Here is a 15,990-nt window from a genome sequence, read left to right on the forward strand (position 1 = left end):
GCTGTATGTGAGTTGCATAGGTTGCCTTAGCCGGAGATGGCGGCGATTCAACAAATCTGCAATCCTTTAATGGGATAAAGGAAGCGTTGTCTTGACAAAAATCAGGGGTAGTTAGATGAAAATAGCTTTTAGAGGTCAGCGATCATCTCCTGATCCAACCCTTCCGGGTTGTTTCGCGTTGTATCTGCGTTAAATTGCTGCCTGTGCATCCTGCAGCGGGCGTACATCCATCTGCTCATTCAGCTAAAGCAATAAGATTATTCAGAATTTTGAGTGTGGATTAGAACTGCTTATAGCACTAAAATGACTTCAAAGGTTGACTTCATATCTCGTCATGTAATCATCGCCAGATACTGACAAAGGCGCGGTTGTTAACCTGCGTGACTGGCTTGAAAGCACAGGAGTTAAGCCATGATCAAAGCATCGACACTCAAAACATCGACCCCCAATACCATGCAGATAGCCGGGCAATCGGCCATTATCACCTATGTAGCGGAGCTAGGCGCGTTTCGCGGGAAGTTCCTGGGTCTGACCGGCTATTGTGACTTTGTCTCGGACAGTATTCAGGGGTTGTTAACAGAAGGCGAGATATCGCTACATGAGTATCTGGAGGATTGCAGTGCAGCGGGTATTGAACCTTATGTACGTCAGGAAAAGGTCAGGACGTTCACGTTGCGCTATCCGGAGTCGTTCGGGGAACGTCTTAATCAGTTCGCCGCGGCGCATGAGACATCGGTCAATACCTTCATTATCGAGACACTCAGTGAGCGCATGAAACACGCCTGACCTTTCTTCGTGTCGTGCAGCAGAAGCGGGGGTTATTCTGTCCTGATTTCATCAACAGCTGCACAATGTTCTCGTCATAGTTCAGGCCCGGTCCCTCTGCTGCCGGGCGGCCTGGCCCTGAAGCGGCAACGGCAAAAAAACGAAGGGAATGTCTCGCACAGGTGGCGGGGGAATAGCCCACGAGGGCTGAGGATGCCCGCAGTGGCCTATTATGCTCATCATTCAGTTCATCCTTTTCCATGTCAATTCAGAGAAAACCTCTCTACAATTAACCCACTGTTTTCTTGCCATAAATCACCATGACGCTGACCCCGTATCTGCAACGCGCTCGCCACCGTGCCCGGCTCTGGCTGCTGGGGCTGGGGCTGTTTTGCCTGCTGATGATCCTGCTCAGCCTGTCTGCCGGTGAGCGCTGGATCCTGCCCGATGCGTGGCTCGGCGACGACGCGCGGCTGTTTGTCTGGCAGCTGCGCCTGCCGCGCACGCTGGCGGTGCTGCTGGTGGGGGCGTCGCTGGCGGTGGCCGGGGCCGTCATGCAGGCGCTGTTCAGCAACCCGCTGGCAGAGCCGGGGTTGCTTGGCGTCTCCGCCGGGGCGGGCGTTGGCCTGGTGGCCTGTATTTTCTTTGGCACGGACAACCCGTGGCTGATGAGCGTCTGCGCTATCGCCGGCGCGCTGCTGGTAACGCTGCTGCTGCTGCGTTTTGCCCGCCGCCACCTTTCGTCCGCTAAACTGCTGCTGGCGGGCGTGGCGCTGGGGATTATCTGCAGCGCGGTGATGACCTGGGCAGTCTACTTCAGCAGCAGCCTCGACCTGCGCCAGTTAATGTACTGGATAATGGGTGGGTTCAGCGGCGTTGACTGGCGCTACCGCTGGCTGATGCTGGCGCTGCTGCCGGTGCTGGTGTGGCTGTGCAGCCGCAGCCGGGTGCTCAATCTGCTGGCGCTGGGGGAGGTTTCCGCGCAACAGCTGGGCCTGCCGCTGCTGCTGTGGCGCAACCTGCTGGTTGCGGCTATCGGCTGGCTGGTCGGGGTTAGCGTGGCGCTGGCCGGGGCGATCGGCTTTATCGGGCTGGTTATTCCGCATATTTTGCGCCTCAACGGGCTGAGCGATCACCGTACGCTGTTACCGGCCTGCGCGCTGGCCGGGGCGGGCGTGCTGCTGCTGGCCGACGTGATTGCCCGCGTGGCGCTGACCGCCGCCGAGCTGCCGGTCGGCGTGGTGACCGCCACGCTGGGCGCGCCGGTATTTATCTGGTTATTATTGAACAACCGTTAAACGGTTACCCTCAACGATGTTCTCGCTGAAACAGGAAAAGATGATGACGATTTATGATACGCAACTGACCACTCTGGATGGGGAAGCTACCACGCTGGCGCAGTGGCAGGGTGAGGTGCTGCTGGTGGTGAACGTGGCCTCTAAGTGCGGCCTGACGCCGCAGTACGAGCAGCTGGAAGCGCTGCATAAGGCGTGGCACGCGCAGGGCTTCAGCGTGCTCGGCTTCCCCTGCAACGCCTTCCTCGGCCAGGAGCCGGGCAGTGATGAAGAGATCAAAACCTTTTGCAGCACCACCTACGGCGTGACCTTCCCGATGTTCAGCAAAATTGAGGTTAACGGTGAACAGCGCCATCCGCTGTATGCGCAGCTGGTGGCGGCTCAACCGCAGGCGCTGGCACCCGAGGGCAGTGGTTTCCTGGAGCGCATGACCAGCAAAGGGCGTGCGCCAGAAGCGCCTGGTGATATTCTGTGGAATTTCGAGAAGTTTCTGATCGGCCGTGACGGTAAGGTACTGGCTCGTTTCTCGCCGGATATGACCCCTGACGACGCGCAGATCGTCACCGCCGTGCAGCAGGCGTTGGCAGAGTAAGTGCTGCTGGAGATCGACAGGGCGGCCATCGAGCGGCGGCTGTTTCCGTTCAGCGCCCGGGTCGGGGCCGGCGAGCTTATCCATCTGGTCGGGCCGAACGGCGCCGGGAAGAGTTCGCTGCTGGCCGCGCTGTCCGGGTTGCAGCCGGCCCGCGGTGACATCCGGCTGTGCGGGCGACCGCTGGGCGACTGGTCGGGCAGCGCGCTGGCGCGCCGGCGGGCGTATCTGCCGCAGCAGCAGCTGGCCCCCGCGCAGATGCCGGTATGGCACTATCTGTCGATGCATCATGGCCCTGGCGCTCAGGCTGACGCGTTTTCGCTGCGCGAGCTGAGCGCAGCGCTGCGGCTGGATGACAAGCTGCAGCGCCCGCTCGGGCAGCTGTCCGGCGGTGAGTGGCAACGGGTGCGGCTGGCGGCGGTGCTGCTGCAGGTCAGTCAGCCCGACGGCGCGCTGCTGCTGCTGGATGAGCCGCTGACCGGTCTGGATATCGCCCAGCAGCACGCCTTCGATGGTCTGCTGAGCCGCGTTATCGCCAGCGGTATTAGCGTGGTGATGAGCAGCCATGACCTTAACCACAGCCTGCAGCAGGCCAGCAGCGTCTGGCTGATGCGTCCGGGTCAGCCCGCGCTGGTCGGCGCAGCGCGTGAAATACTCACCTGCGACAACCTGACGGCGTTATATCAGGTCGCGTTCCGCGAACTGCAGGTTGACGATCGTATTTTTTTAACCACCGGGGGCTGACCGTCCGGCCCGTTTTACCTCCGCGGCGTGGCACAGACAGCGGTGATGAATTCTTTTAGGGAGCGTTTATGCGTTACTGGCTGTTACTGATGGTTATTCTTCTGGCAGGCTGTAGCAGCCGTGCTCCCGCACCGAAAAGCCAGTTGGCCGATCGTATAATGGTCATCGCCCAGCTGAACGATCAGCTTGCCCAGTGGCACGGCACGCCGTATCGCTATGGCGGCATGACGCGGCGCGGTATCGACTGTTCCGGCTTTGTGCTGCTGACCTTTCGCGATCGTTTCGATCTGCAGCTGCCGCGCAGCACCGAGGCGCAAACCGACGTCGGCACGCGCATTGATAAGTCCGATCTGTTGCCCGGCGATCTGGTGTTTTTCAAAACCGGCAGCGGTGAAAATGGGTTGCACGTGGGCATTTACGACACCGATAACTATTTTATTCATGCTTCGACCAGCCGCGGCGTGGTGCGTTCATCGCTCGATAACGTTTACTGGCGTAAAGTATTCTGGCAGGCGAGACGTATCTGATCGCTCTGCCGCTGAAAAAAGTGACAGAATGCTGTTTTAAACAGCATTTGATTTAACAGCACTTATTCAGAAATTTATGAGATTTATTCGCCAGGTGGTCCGATCTCTTCATAAGGATGTTAATTTTTCTTACTTAACTCATATTTCAGTGAAAATCACATTAATCCGAGAAAAGGATTATTTACCCGCTCTGTATATGGATTTTTATTCAGCGTTTTTAGCAGAAAATCTGTGGTAGTCTGACCAGTAGAGACCAGCGTAAGCTGATTAACAGGGTGTCTGAACGGGCCTGAAGCCTGCGCTGGCGCGGTGGGGTGGTCAAATCGACACCGGTAAGGCTGTGGTTACCCTCGCGGAATAATGGCAAAAATCAATGAACATCCATCTGGAAACGGAGTATCGCACCCACCCCCAGTTTTATCCGGTGTACAGCCCGGAGGGGCGGTTACTTTGTACCGAATTACGGGTGAATTTCTGTCACCCGCAGAGCAACGTGGCCATTCCGCAGGCGATGCTGACGCCGCAGCTGGATATATCACAGCGCATTTTACTGCTGCAGAGTCAAATTAACCTGATTGAAAGCGGTGCGCGTTTCTTTAGCATAAATAATATTAAGGTTTCAATTAGCGTCGACGGACTGCTGGCTGATACGCTGCTTGAGAGTGACTTTCTGCTGAAAAAAATGAGCCTGCTGGCAGGGCTGCAGCTGGATATTGCGGAGAGTTTCCCCGGCCTGCATGAAGGCGCAGACAATCCGCGGCTGCGGGCGCTGAGCGACCATTTTTCACTGGCGCTCAGCCACTACGGCGCAGGAAACTTGAGTTCGAAAGCGGTGTTTGACAGCCTGTTTGAACGCATCACGCTGGATCGGGCGCTGATGCAGCGGATGATGAAGCGCGCGTCATTCAGCGCGCTGGCAGGGGTGATCGTTGAGCAGATTACCCCTTACTGCGGCCTGCTGGTGCTGGCCGGCGCTGACGATCTCAGCGACCTGCAAAAGATACGTCATCTGCCGCTTGGCGGCATTGAGAGCGCGCTGTTTCCGGCGGTTCCGGTGGAGTGCCTTGACCAGTTGCTGACCCCACCGCCGTGGCTGGGGTAGCCCGTAACGTCAATAACCCTGATTATTGTCCGTATTTACCCGGCCCCTGGCGCTTTACACTGTCCCTCCTGCCGCGGCGTTGAGTTAAGTCTGCCCGGCCGTCCTGATGGAGGCGTTATGCACTTTGATAATACCTGGCACGATGAACTGCAGGGCTTTTACCGGCCGCTGGCACCCACGCCGCTGAAAAATGCCCGACTGCTGTACCACAGCGCGCCGCTGGCGCAGGAGCTGCAGATCACCTCGCTGTTCAGCGCCGGGGCCGATGCGGTGCTGAGCGGAGAGCGGCTGTTGCCCGGCATGCAGCCGCTGGCCCAGGTCTACAGCGGCCATCAGTTTGGCGTGTGGGCCGGGCAGCTGGGTGACGGGCGCGGCCTGCTGCTGGGGGAGCAGCGGCTGGACGACGGCCGCAAGTTCGACTGGCACCTGAAGGGCGTCGGGCTGACCCCTTATTCGCGAATGGGCGACGGCAGGGCGGTGCTGCGCTCCACGCTGCGCGAGTTTCTGGCTTCGGAAGCGATGCACGCCCTCGGCATTCCCACCTCCCGCGCGCTGAGCGTGGTCACCAGCGATGAACCGGTGTATCGCGAAACCACCGAGCGCGGCGCGATGCTGCTGCGGGTGGCGGAGAGCCATCTGCGCTTTGGCCACTTTGAGCATTTCTACTACCTGGGGCAGCAGGAGCAGGTGCAGCAGCTGGCGGATTACGCTATTCGCCACCACTGGCCTGAACTGCAGCAGGAGGCGGATAAGTATCTGCTGTGGTTCACCGACGTGGTGCAACGTACCGCACGGCTGATCGCCGGCTGGCAGAGCGTCGGCTTTGCCCACGGCGTGATGAACACCGACAATATGTCGATTCTCGGCCTGACGCTGGACTACGGCCCTTACGGCTTCCTCGACGATTACCAGCCGCAGTTTATCTGCAACCACTCCGATCACCAGGGGCGCTACAGCTTTGAAAACCAGCCGATGATCGGGCTGTGGAACCTCAACCGGCTGGCGCATGCGCTCTCCGGCCTGCTGAGCACCGACCAGCTGAAACAGGCGCTGGCCCACTATGAAACCACGCTGATGCAGGCGTGGGGCGAGAGGATGCGCGCGAAGCTGGGGCTGTTCACCGCCGATAAGCATGACAACGATATTCTCACCGGCCTGCTGTCGCTGATGACCCGTGAAGGCAGCGACTATACGCGTACTTTCCGCCTGCTCAGCGACACCGAGGCGCAGCAGTCGGCGTCACCGCTGCGCGACGAGTTTATCGACCGTGAGGCGTTCGACGGCTGGTATAACGTCTACCGCCAGCGGCTGCTGCAGGAGGAGGTCAGCGACGCGCAGCGCCAGCAGGCGATGAAGCAGGTCAACCCGACACGCATTCTGCGCAATTACCTGGCACAGCAGGCGATTGAGCAGGCGGAGCAGGACGAGGTGGGAGAGCTGGCACGGCTGCATCAGGCGCTGTTGCAGCCGTTTACAGACGTGCCAGAGTATGACGATCTGTCGCGCCGCCCGCCGGAGTGGGGCAAAACGCTGGAGGTCAGCTGCTCCAGCTAGCGGCGCAGCGCCACCTGCGGTACGCCTTCAGTCTGGTGCGGGTGCACCATCACGTCGGCGTGATACCAGCGGGCCAGCGTCGCTTCGTCCAGCACCCCGGCCGGGGTGCCTTCCGCTACCAGCCGGCCCTGCGCCAGCAGCATCACCCGATCGGACCACAGTGACGCGAGGTTCAGATCGTGCAATACGCAGCAGACGCTTAACGCGTGCTGCTGCGTGAGCCGGGACAGCAGGCGCAGCAGGTGCTGCTGGTGGTAGAGATCCAGCGCCGAGGTCGGTTCATCAAGGAACAGCCAGCCGCGCGGGCCATCCTGCTGCCACAGCTGCGCCAGCGCGCGGGCCAGCTGCACCCGCTGCTGCTCGCCGCCCGACAGCTGCAGGTAGTCGCGCTGTGCGAGGTTCTCGCAGCCGGTCAGCGCCATCACCTGTTCCACCACGCCGTTCACGTCTTTGCCCGGCCACGGGGCGCGGCCCATCGCCACCACCTGCTCAACGCTGAGCGGAAAGGCCATGCTGCTCTGCTGGCGCATCACCGCCCGCTGCTGCGACAGCCTCGCCGGTGACCAGGCGGCCAGCGGCTGGCCGTTCAGCTGACAGCCGCCGCGCTGCGGGGTAAGAAAGCCGGTCAGCAGCCGCAGCAGCGTCGATTTGCCCGCGCCGTTTGGCCCAATCAGCGACACCAGTTCGCCTGGGTGAAGTGACAGGGTAATATCCTCGATTAGCCAGCGCTGGCCAAGCTGATAGCTCAGGCCGCTGGCGCGCAGTACCTCAGCCATTGACACCTCCGCGACGCCGCAGGATCAGCCACAGGAACCACGGGCCGCCGATCAGGCTGGTCAGCAGCCCGACCGGCATTTCGGCCGGGGTGACCACCGTACGCGCCAGCGTATCGGCCAGCAGCAGCAGCATCGCGCCGCTGAGCAGCGACGAGGGCAGCAGCCAGCGGTGGTCGCCACCCAGCCAGAAACGCATCAGGTGCGGGACCACCAGACCGATAAAGCCGATCACCCCGCTGACCGCTACCGCCGACGCCACCAGCAGCGCGCTCAGCACCAGCAGCGCGCGCTGGGTGCGCGGCACGTCCACGCCCAGGTAGTGCGCCTCTTCCTCGCCGAGCTGCAGCAGGTTCAGCCGCTGCGCCAGCCTCTGTACCAGCAGCATGCAGGGGATCACGATCGAGGCGCAGACCAGCACGGTCGGCCACTGCGCCGAACTCAGGCTGCCCATGCCCCACAGCGACAGCTGGCGCAGCTGCTGATCGGTGCTCAGCCATGACAGTACGCCGACCGAGGCCGCGCACAGCGCGTTGATGGCGATGCCGACCAGCAGCAGGCGGCTGAGGCCGCTGGCCCCCTGACGGCTGAGCATAAAGATCACGGCGGTGACTGCCAGGCTGCCGATAAAGGCGGCCAGCAGCGGTACGTAGAGCGCCAGCACGCCCGGCAGGGTCAGCGACAGCACGATCGAGCAGGCTACCGCCAGCGCGGCTCCGCTGCTGATCCCCAGCAGGCCGGGGTCGGCCAGCGGGTTGCGGAACAGGCCCTGCATCACGCAGCCGGAAAGCGCCAGCGCGCCGCCCACCAGCACCGCCAGCAGCACGCGTGGCAGACGGATGGTGTACCACACCTGCCACAGGCTGCTGTCGGTGCCGGCGTGCCACAGCATCGGCAGCGACAGCCGCATCGCGCCGATGTTGGCCGCGCTGACGGTCAGCACCAGCAGCAGCAGCAGCAGCACGCTCAGCCAGCGCAGCGCGCGCGTCGACATCACGGCAGCGCTTCCGCCGTTTTGCGCAGCTTGAGGATCGCCGCCGGGGTATCAATACCAAAGCCGAGCAGCGCCATATCATCCAGCACCAGCACCTGTTTCGTTTTCCCGGCCGGGGTCAGCGTCATGCCCGGCAGCTTCCACAGATTGTCAGTGCCGCCAAGGGTTTTCAGCCCGTCTTCGGTTATCACGATCAGCTGCGGCGCGCTGGCCACCACCCCTTCCTGGGAGAGCGGCTGATAGCGATGCACGGCGGACATGGCGTTCTGCAGGCCGGCGGCCTGAATCGCCGCGTCGGCGGAGGTACCCTGGCCTGCCGCCATGGTGCCCATGCCCTGGTGGGCGAGGATAAACAGCACTTTTACCGGCAGCGCGGTTTTCGGCACGCTGGCCAGCTCTTTACTGATCTTCTCCTGCAGCGCCTTACCGGCCTCCTCACGGTGCAGGGCCGCCGCCACCGCCGCCACTTTCTCATTGATGGCGGAAATCGCCGGCTTACCGGTGATATCGATCACCCTGACGCCGTTCTGCGCCACCTGCTGCAGCGCCAGCGCTGGTTTCGCCAGCTCGCTGGCCAGCACCAGCGTTGGCTTCAGCGCCAGGATGCCTTCGGCGTTCAGCTGACGCATGTAGCCAACGTCCGGCAGCTTTTTCACCACCGCCGGGTGCAGGCTGGTGCTGTCGCGCGCGATCAGCTGCTGCTGCGCGTCCAGCGCGTAGATAATCTGCGTAACGTCGCCACCGATGCTGATCACGCGCTCCGCCGCCAGCGCGGAGAAGGTCAGGGGCAGGAAACAAAGTGCGGTTAACCAGCCTTTCATGCGGGGGTTTTCTCAGTGCTGATGCGGGTTAACTGTTCACGCCACTGCGCCTGTTCAGGCTGACCCTCGCTGCGCTGGCCGTACAGCTGAGCGATCTGGGTACCGTCGGCGGCAAACAGTTCAAGGCTGGTGACGATGCCGTCGGCGGTCGGTTTACGGGTGATCCAGCTTTCGGCAATCAGTTCTTCCTGCAGGTGCAGGGTAAAGGTGCTGTTAAAGATGTTCAGCCAGTTGTGCATCGGCGTGACCTTCTCCACCGCGCCGGTGAAAATCTGCACGCAACCCCGGTTACCGACGAAGATCATGATCTCGTTGCCTTCGTCACGGGCGATCTCCAGCAGCGCGGCCAGCGCGCCGTTGCTGACCGGCTGCGCCAGGTCGCGGCTTACCGCCTTAAACGCCTGCTGGCGCGAAACGTTGTGCTTCTTCAGCAGGCGGAAGAACTGGTGGACGTCGGTCATCGCCCGCCATTCGTTCTCCAGCGCCGCGCCGTCGAACGCATCAGCGAAAGGCGTCGCGACGGCGGGTTTGACGCTCAGGGTGGCCGGGGAGGCGTCGCGGTAGTCGTCAACCAGCTGCTGCCAGGCGGCGGTATCGGTCTGTCCGGTGGCATAGACCTTGAGCACCGCGTCGCCCTGGTGGTCAAAAAACTGGATACTCTGACGCTCGCCGTGGCCGGTCATCTCCTGCAGGTGGAACACGCTGGCCCACTGGCCAACGAAGACGCGCAGGTCGAGCGCGCGCGGGTTCAGCACGATGCCGGCGTGTTCATTGATGTGGATATTGCTGAAGGTGCCCGACTGCTCGTGCACCGCGTATTCGTTGCGGGTGATGCATTTGGTGTCACCCACTTTTTCCAGCGCGTGCAGCAGTTCGCGCATGGCGGGACGCAGCGCGGTGGCCTGATGCCCGACGCGGGCGGCGGTCAGTTCGGCTTCGCTGATGCCGATTAACGCGGCCAGGTCGCGGGCATATTTTCTCGGGTGCTCGGCTTTCAGTTCGCTGTAACGGTGGTAAATGTCGTGCATTGCTGGCGTCCTCAGAATAATTATTAAAAACATTCATTATCAGAATGATAATCATTATCAATAATTGTGCGCGCCGCGCAAGTAAAATTAAGCGTCGGGAAGGGGGAGAAGCAAGAAGAGTGACGGCTGACCGTAACCGGGCCAGCCGTAAGTCGCAGAAGCGAACGGTGAATCAGAAGCGGCTGTCGACCGCGTCGGCTAACTGCTGCAGCACCGCCTCGCTGTCATCCCAGCCGAGGCAGGCGTCGGTGATCGACTGGCCATAAACCAGCGGCGTGCCCGGCAGCACCTTCTGCGTGCCTTCCTGCAGGAAGCTTTCGATCATCACGCCGGCAATCGCCGTGGTGCCGCGGCGGATTTGATCGGCCATTGAGGCGGCGACTTCCTTCTGCAACCGGTGCTGCTTCAGGCTGTTGCCGTGGCTGAGGTCGATAACCAGCTGCGGCGGCAGATGGCAGGCCTGCAGGCTGGCCGCGGCGGCGGCGATATCTTCCGGGTGATAGTTAGGCTGTTTGCCGCCGCGCAGGATCACGTGGCCGGACGGGTTGCCGCTGGTCTGGTAGATGGTCATCTGCCCCTGTTTATCCGGCGACAGGAACATATGGCTGACCCGGGCGGCGCGAATGGCGTCGATGGCGATCTGCGTATTGCCGTCGGTGCCGTTTTTAAAGCCGACCGGGCAGGAGAGCGCGGAGGCCATTTCCCGGTGGATCTGGCTCTCGGTGGTACGTGCACCGATAGCTCCCCAGCTGATCAGGTCGGCAATAAACTGGCCGATCACCATGTCGAGAAATTCCGTGGCGGTGGGCATCCCCAGCGCGTTGATGTCCAGCAGCAGCTTGCGCGCCAGGTGCAGGCCGTGGTTCAACCGGTAGCTGCCGTCGAGGTCCGGGTCGGAAATCAGACCCTTCCAGCCCACCACGGTACGCGGCTTTTCAAAATAGGCGCGCATCACGATCTCCAGGCGGTCGCGATGCTGTTCGCGCAGCACGGCCAGCCGCTCAGCATACTCCAGCGCGGCTTTCGGGTCATGCAGTGAACAGGGGCCAATCACCACCAGCAGGCGCGGGTCTTCGCCGCTGAGGATGCGGGCAATCCGCTTGCGTGACGCGGTCACATTATCGGCAATCCCGGCGGTAATCGGCAGGCTGGCCTGCAGGGCCGCAGGCGTAATCAGGCTGTCGATGCGCGCGGTACGCAGTTCATCGGTTTTATTCATCAGTTTTCTCGAAAATTTTTTCTTCACAACGGCAGGAGTACCGGGAAGGATTGATCGCTACATTAAAGCAAAGCCTGATGATTTCAACCGGAAGACAACCAGGGATAATGGGCTCCCTGGTGCTGATTCAGAACATGCGCCTTGCCAGACCCATAATGTCGAGGATTTTGGTGGCGATCTCTTCCACGGAAAAATTGGTGCTGTTGAGGTAGCGGATCTGGTGGGTGCGGAACAGCGCCTCGACCTCTCCGACCTCCATGCGGCACTGGCGCAGTGATGCATAACGGCTGTTTTCCGCCCGCTCCTGGCGGATCGCCGACAGCCGTTCCGGGTCGATGCTCAGGCCGAACAGCTTGTTGTGGAAGGGTTTCAGCGCCGCCGGCAGCCTGAGGTTATCCATATCGTCGGCGATAAACGGATAGTTGGCGGCGCGGATGCCAAACTGCATCGCCAGGTAGAGGCTGGTGGGGGTTTTGCCGCAGCGCGACACGCCGAGCAGAATCAGCTGGGCATCTTCCAGCCCGCGCAGCGAGATGCCGTCGTCGTGCGCGAGGGTGTAATCAATGGCGGCAATGCGCGCATCATATTTGCCGAGGTTGCTGGCGGTCAGGCCGTGGGTGCGGTTGGCCACCGGTGCGGGGGCAATGCCCAGCTCCTGCTGCAGCGGCGCGACCAGTGACTGCACGATGTCCTGACAGAAGGCGTCGCTCTGCAGGATGATTTCACGGATCTCCGGGGTAACGATAGAGATAAACACCAGCGGACGCACGCCGGTTTGCTGACAGATGGCGTTGATCTGCGCCTTTACCGCCTGGGCACGCTGCACGGTCTGAACAAAGGGCAGCGTCAGGGTCTGGGTGGTCAACGGAAACTGCGACAGCACCGCATGGCCCAGCACTTCGGCGGTCAGCGCCGTGCCGTCCGAGATATAAAAAACACTGCGTTCCGCGTTCACGTCCATTTTATCTCCATTGGTCGGGTTACCTGCAGACTAATTTAATCGATAGCCGCAATGCAAATGATGATTGCACGGATGATATGAAATAAAAAATTCAAAATAAATTGGCATGAATGTTTTGTTTTTATATGCTGAGTCCCTGGCCTTTATACCTCATCTTTAATTTTGATGCTCGCGGTGGTATGCCATTTTTTCGCGGTAAAAATCAAAAGCATTCTGTTTTGGAATCGTTACCTGTTGCGCAAAATAAACTTGTATAAAAAGTGTTAATTATTTTAACTTGTTGAAATTGATGGGTATATCATGCTTGTTGTGTTGCGCAACGCCTGAGAATAGACGCGAAAAATCTGGAAAATAAAAAACCCTGCTTGCTTGAACGATTCAACACTTTATCTCAAGGCAACAAGTGTGCCAGTCTCATAAAGCAATACGATGTCCTTCATGTTCCCAATTAATTACAAGGATTGCTTCAATGTCCAATAAAGGCGAATTGCCGCTCGTGCTTTGGTACAACCAACTTGGCATGAACGATGTTGATCGGGTGGGAGGCAAAAACGCCTCTCTGGGTGAGATGATTACTAACCTCTCTTCTCTGGGGGTGTCGGTGCCTGACGGCTTCGCGACCACCGCAGAGGCGTTTAACCTGTTCCTCGATCAAAGCGGCGTCAACCAGCGTATCTATGAACTGCTGGACCAGACCAATATTGACGATGTTGACGAGCTGGGGCGCGCGGGTAAACAGATCCGTCAGTGGATCGTGGATACCCCGTTCCAGCCTGAACTCGAACAGGCGGTACATGATGCTTATAACCGCCTGTCAGCCGACGACGCCGAGGCCTCGTTTGCCGTGCGTTCGTCCGCCACCGCGGAAGATATGCCTGACGCTTCCTTCGCCGGGCAGCAGGAGACGTTCCTTAACGTACAGGGCTACGACGCGGTGCTGGTGGCGATCAAACACGTGTTCGCCTCGCTGTTTAACGATCGCGCCATCTCGTATCGGGTGCACCAGGGCTATGACCATCGCGGGGTGGCGCTCTCCGCCGGGGTGCAGCGTATGGTGCGCTCCGACCTTGCCTCGTCCGGGGTGATGTTTACCATTGATACCGAGTCCGGGTTCGACCAGGTGGTGTTTATCACCTCGGCCTGGGGCCTGGGTGAGATGGTGGTGCAGGGGGCGGTCAACCCCGATGAATTTTACGTGCACAAGCCCACGCTGGCCGCCGGCCGTCCGGCGATCGTACGCCGCAATATGGGCTCCAAAAAGATCCGCATGGTTTACGCCGGCTCGAAAGAGCACGGCAAGCAGGTGGATATCGAAGAGGTGCCGGCGGAGCAGCGCGACCGCTTCAGCCTGACCGACGCTGAGGTGCAGGAACTGGCCGCCCAGGCGGTACAGATTGAGCAGCACTACCAGCGGCCGATGGACATTGAGTGGGCCAAAGATGGCCACACCGGCAAGCTGTTTATCGTCCAGGCGCGCCCGGAAACCGTGCGTTCTAACGGCCAGGTGATGGAGCGCTATATCCTACAGGGCCAGGGTAAAGTGGTGGTGGAAGGGCGGGCGATCGGCCACCGCATCGGTGCCGGCCCGGTCAAGGTGATCCACGACATCAGCGAGATGAACCGGATTGAAAAAGGTGACGTGCTGGTGACCGACATGACCGACCCGGACTGGGAACCGATCATGAAGAAAGCCTCCGCCATCGTCACCAACCGCGGCGGGCGTACCTGTCACGCGGCGATTATCGCCCGTGAGCTGGGCATCCCGGCGGTGGTCGGCTGCGGCGATGCCACCGAACGTCTGCACGAAGGCCACCAGGTGACCGTCTCCTGTGCCGAGGGCGATACCGGCTTTGTGTACGACCAGCTGCTGGACTTCGAGGTGAAGAGCTCGCAGGTGGATGAGATGCCGGAGCTGCCGCTGAAGATCATGATGAACGTCGGCAACCCGGACCGCGCCTTCGACTTTGCCTGCCTGCCGAACGAAGGCGTGGGGCTGGCGCGTCTGGAGTTTATTATCAACCGCATGATCGGCGTGCATCCGAAGGCGCTGCTGGAATTTGACCGCCAGACGCCGGAGCTGCAGCAGCAGATCCGCGAGATGATGAAGGGCTTTGACGATCCGGTGGAGTTCTACATCGGCCGTCTGACCGAGGGGATTGCCACCCTGGGTGCGGCCTTTGCGCCTAAGCGGGTTATCGTGCGCCTGTCGGACTTCAAGTCGAACGAGTATGCCAACCTGGTGGGCGGCGAACGTTACGAACCGGAAGAAGAGAACCCGATGCTCGGCTTTCGCGGCGCCGGCCGCTACGTGGCCGACAGCTTCCGCGACTGCTTTGCGCTGGAGTGCGCCGCGGTTAAGCGGGTGCGCAATGAGATGGGGCTGACCAACGTCGAGGTGATGGTGCCGTTTGTGCGCACCGTGGCGCAGGCGAAGGCGGTGGTGGAAGAGCTGGAGCGTCAGGGACTGAAGCGCGGCGAAAACGGCCTTAAGCTGATTATGATGTGTGAAATCCCGTCGAACGCGCTGCTGGCAGAGCAGTTCCTCGAATACTTTGACGGCTTCTCAATCGGTTCAAACGACATGACCCAGCTGACGCTGGGACTGGACCGCGATTCCGGCGTGGTGTCGGAGCTATTTGACGAACGCAATGAGGCGGTTAAAGCGCTGCTGTCGATGGCGATCAAAGCTGCGAAAAAGCAGGGCAAGTACGTCGGCATCTGCGGTCAGGGGCCTTCGGACCATGAAGATTTCGCCGCCTGGCTGATGGACGAGGGGATCGACAGCCTGTCGCTGAACCCGGACACCGTGGTGCAAACCTGGGTCGGGCTGGCGGAGCTGGCGAAAAAGTAATTAACGCTCGGTAAAAACGACAGGGCCACCGCAAACTTAATGCCAGTCAGTTAAATCTGCCTGGCATTTTTTCTTCTTACTATCGGGTAATTATAAGGTTTTTCCTTCATCACTCATTGAGAATGATCTTTCCCGCCGCCCCGGCAGTTTTACTGGCCGCACTCTCATTTATGCATCGTTGACCAGCACCGGGATCCTCCCCGAGACCGCTGCGAGACTGGGAGATAGCAATGTGTCGCTTTTACTGTCCGGTTCTGCGACCGACTTAACGGTCACCTCTGAGAAAAAGCATTTACACACCATCGTGCACAGGGTCAGAGCTGATACCGTTTGCGGCTAATAATAACAGGAGGTTAACGCATGGACGACAATGAAAACCGCTCTTATCATCGCCCGATCTGGGATGATAATGGGCAGGTTTATTTCGAGATCCCTTTCCATCCGAAAGAAAAAAATCACGTGGCGGTCTGCCTTAAGCCGCCGGACAAAGTGATCCCGGTGATTTTTATTCCGGGGGTGATGGGGTCAAACCTGAAAAACCAGAGTAGCGAAGTCTGGCAATTTAGTGCCTCATCGCTTAGAAAATGGCCGGTTGCCAGCCCGGAAAAAAGGAAGTTTCTGCTTGATCCAAAGACCACAACGGTTGACGACAGCGGCGCCATTTTTAACGACGACGCGGACGGGAAGAAATTTCCCTCCCGGCGGGAAAGGGGATGGGGCAGCGCGTTTTACAAAAGCTACGGGGAGGCGCTCGACCGGCTGCAGTA

At 60.2% G+C, this 15,990-nt stretch carries 14 protein-coding genes and 1 pseudogene; 9 read left to right on the forward strand and 6 right to left on the reverse strand.

The features are described 5' to 3' along the window. Positions 1–411 precede the first annotated feature (411 nt). The 7 genes from NV64_RS14490 (at position 412) to NV64_RS14520 (ending at position 6,576) form a co-directional block, all read left to right on the forward strand. A complete protein-coding gene (locus NV64_RS14490; protein WP_101506180.1) occupies positions 412–786 on the forward strand; it encodes a type II toxin-antitoxin system HicB family antitoxin in 375 nt (124 codons plus the stop codon). 299 nt (positions 787–1,085) lie between these two features. Further along, positions 1,086–2,063: a vitamin B12 ABC transporter permease BtuC gene (gene btuC / locus NV64_RS14495; RefSeq protein WP_101506181.1), complete on the forward strand. Its 978-nt coding sequence runs from the start codon at positions 1,086–1,088 to the stop codon at positions 2,061–2,063. A 43-nt stretch (positions 2,064–2,106) separates the two neighbouring features. Beyond that, complete coding sequence (locus tag NV64_RS14500; protein WP_101506190.1) at positions 2,107–2,652, forward strand: glutathione peroxidase; 546 nt, start codon at positions 2,107–2,109, stop codon at positions 2,650–2,652. Beyond that, the gene (gene btuD, locus NV64_RS14505) at positions 2,653–3,393 is read left to right on the forward strand and encodes a vitamin B12 ABC transporter ATP-binding protein BtuD (protein WP_101506182.1); all 741 of its coding nucleotides are present in this window, start codon (positions 2,653–2,655) and stop codon (positions 3,391–3,393) included. A gap of 68 nt (positions 3,394–3,461) precedes the next feature. Further along, positions 3,462–3,920, forward strand: coding sequence for an NlpC/P60 family protein (locus NV64_RS14510; protein WP_056234597.1), 459 nt, complete (start codon positions 3,462–3,464; stop codon positions 3,918–3,920). A gap of 373 nt (positions 3,921–4,293) precedes the next feature. Next, positions 4,294–5,022, forward strand: a complete 729-nt coding sequence (locus NV64_RS14515; protein WP_056234600.1) for an EAL domain-containing protein — start codon at positions 4,294–4,296, stop codon at positions 5,020–5,022. A gap of 117 nt (positions 5,023–5,139) precedes the next feature. Beyond that, a complete protein-coding gene (locus tag NV64_RS14520) occupies positions 5,140–6,576 on the forward strand; it encodes a YdiU family protein (RefSeq protein WP_101506183.1) in 1,437 nt (478 codons plus the stop codon). On the opposite strand, the gene NV64_RS14525 is transcribed toward NV64_RS14520, so the two are convergent. The 6 genes from NV64_RS14525 to NV64_RS14550 all read right to left on the reverse strand — a co-directional run bounded on the left by NV64_RS14525 (position 6,573) and on the right by NV64_RS14550 (position 12,372). Then, positions 6,573–7,352: a heme ABC transporter ATP-binding protein gene (locus NV64_RS14525; protein WP_056234606.1), complete on the reverse strand. Its 780-nt coding sequence runs from the start codon at positions 7,350–7,352 to the stop codon at positions 6,573–6,575. The two genes, NV64_RS14520 and NV64_RS14525, sit on opposite strands and share 4 nt — an antisense overlap. Beyond that, positions 7,345–8,343 (reverse strand): iron ABC transporter permease, encoded by a 999-nt coding sequence (locus tag NV64_RS14530; RefSeq protein ID WP_199177667.1) that lies wholly within the window; start codon positions 8,341–8,343, stop codon positions 7,345–7,347. Before NV64_RS14530 ends, NV64_RS14525 begins: the two co-directional genes overlap by 8 nt. After that, entirely contained in the window at positions 8,343–9,164 is an 822-nt protein-coding gene (locus NV64_RS14535) for a hemin ABC transporter substrate-binding protein (RefSeq protein WP_101506185.1), read from the reverse strand. Before NV64_RS14535 ends, NV64_RS14530 begins: the two co-directional genes overlap by 1 nt. Then, positions 9,161–10,192, reverse strand: a complete 1,032-nt coding sequence (locus NV64_RS14540; protein WP_101506186.1) for a hemin-degrading factor — start codon at positions 10,190–10,192, stop codon at positions 9,161–9,163. Before NV64_RS14540 ends, NV64_RS14535 begins: the two co-directional genes overlap by 4 nt. A gap of 172 nt (positions 10,193–10,364) precedes the next feature. Continuing rightward, positions 10,365–11,411, reverse strand: a complete 1,047-nt coding sequence (locus NV64_RS14545) for a 3-deoxy-7-phosphoheptulonate synthase (RefSeq protein ID WP_056234616.1) — start codon at positions 11,409–11,411, stop codon at positions 10,365–10,367. A 127-nt stretch (positions 11,412–11,538) separates the two neighbouring features. After that, positions 11,539–12,372, reverse strand: a complete 834-nt coding sequence (locus NV64_RS14550) for a pyruvate, water dikinase regulatory protein (RefSeq protein ID WP_101506187.1) — start codon at positions 12,370–12,372, stop codon at positions 11,539–11,541. Positions 12,373–12,841: 469 nt separating this feature from the next. On the opposite strand from NV64_RS14550, the gene ppsA reads away from it, so the two are divergent. Next, positions 12,842–15,223, forward strand: coding sequence for a phosphoenolpyruvate synthase (gene ppsA, locus NV64_RS14555; RefSeq protein WP_056234623.1), 2,382 nt, complete (start codon positions 12,842–12,844; stop codon positions 15,221–15,223). A gap of 360 nt (positions 15,224–15,583) precedes the next feature. Continuing rightward, positions 15,584–15,990 (forward strand): annotated as a pseudogene (locus NV64_RS14560) (hypothetical protein); the annotation flags it as partial.

The sequence above is a fragment of the Erwinia sp. B116 genome, from assembly GCF_002865965.1.
GTDB lineage: Bacteria > Pseudomonadota > Gammaproteobacteria > Enterobacterales > Enterobacteriaceae > Erwinia.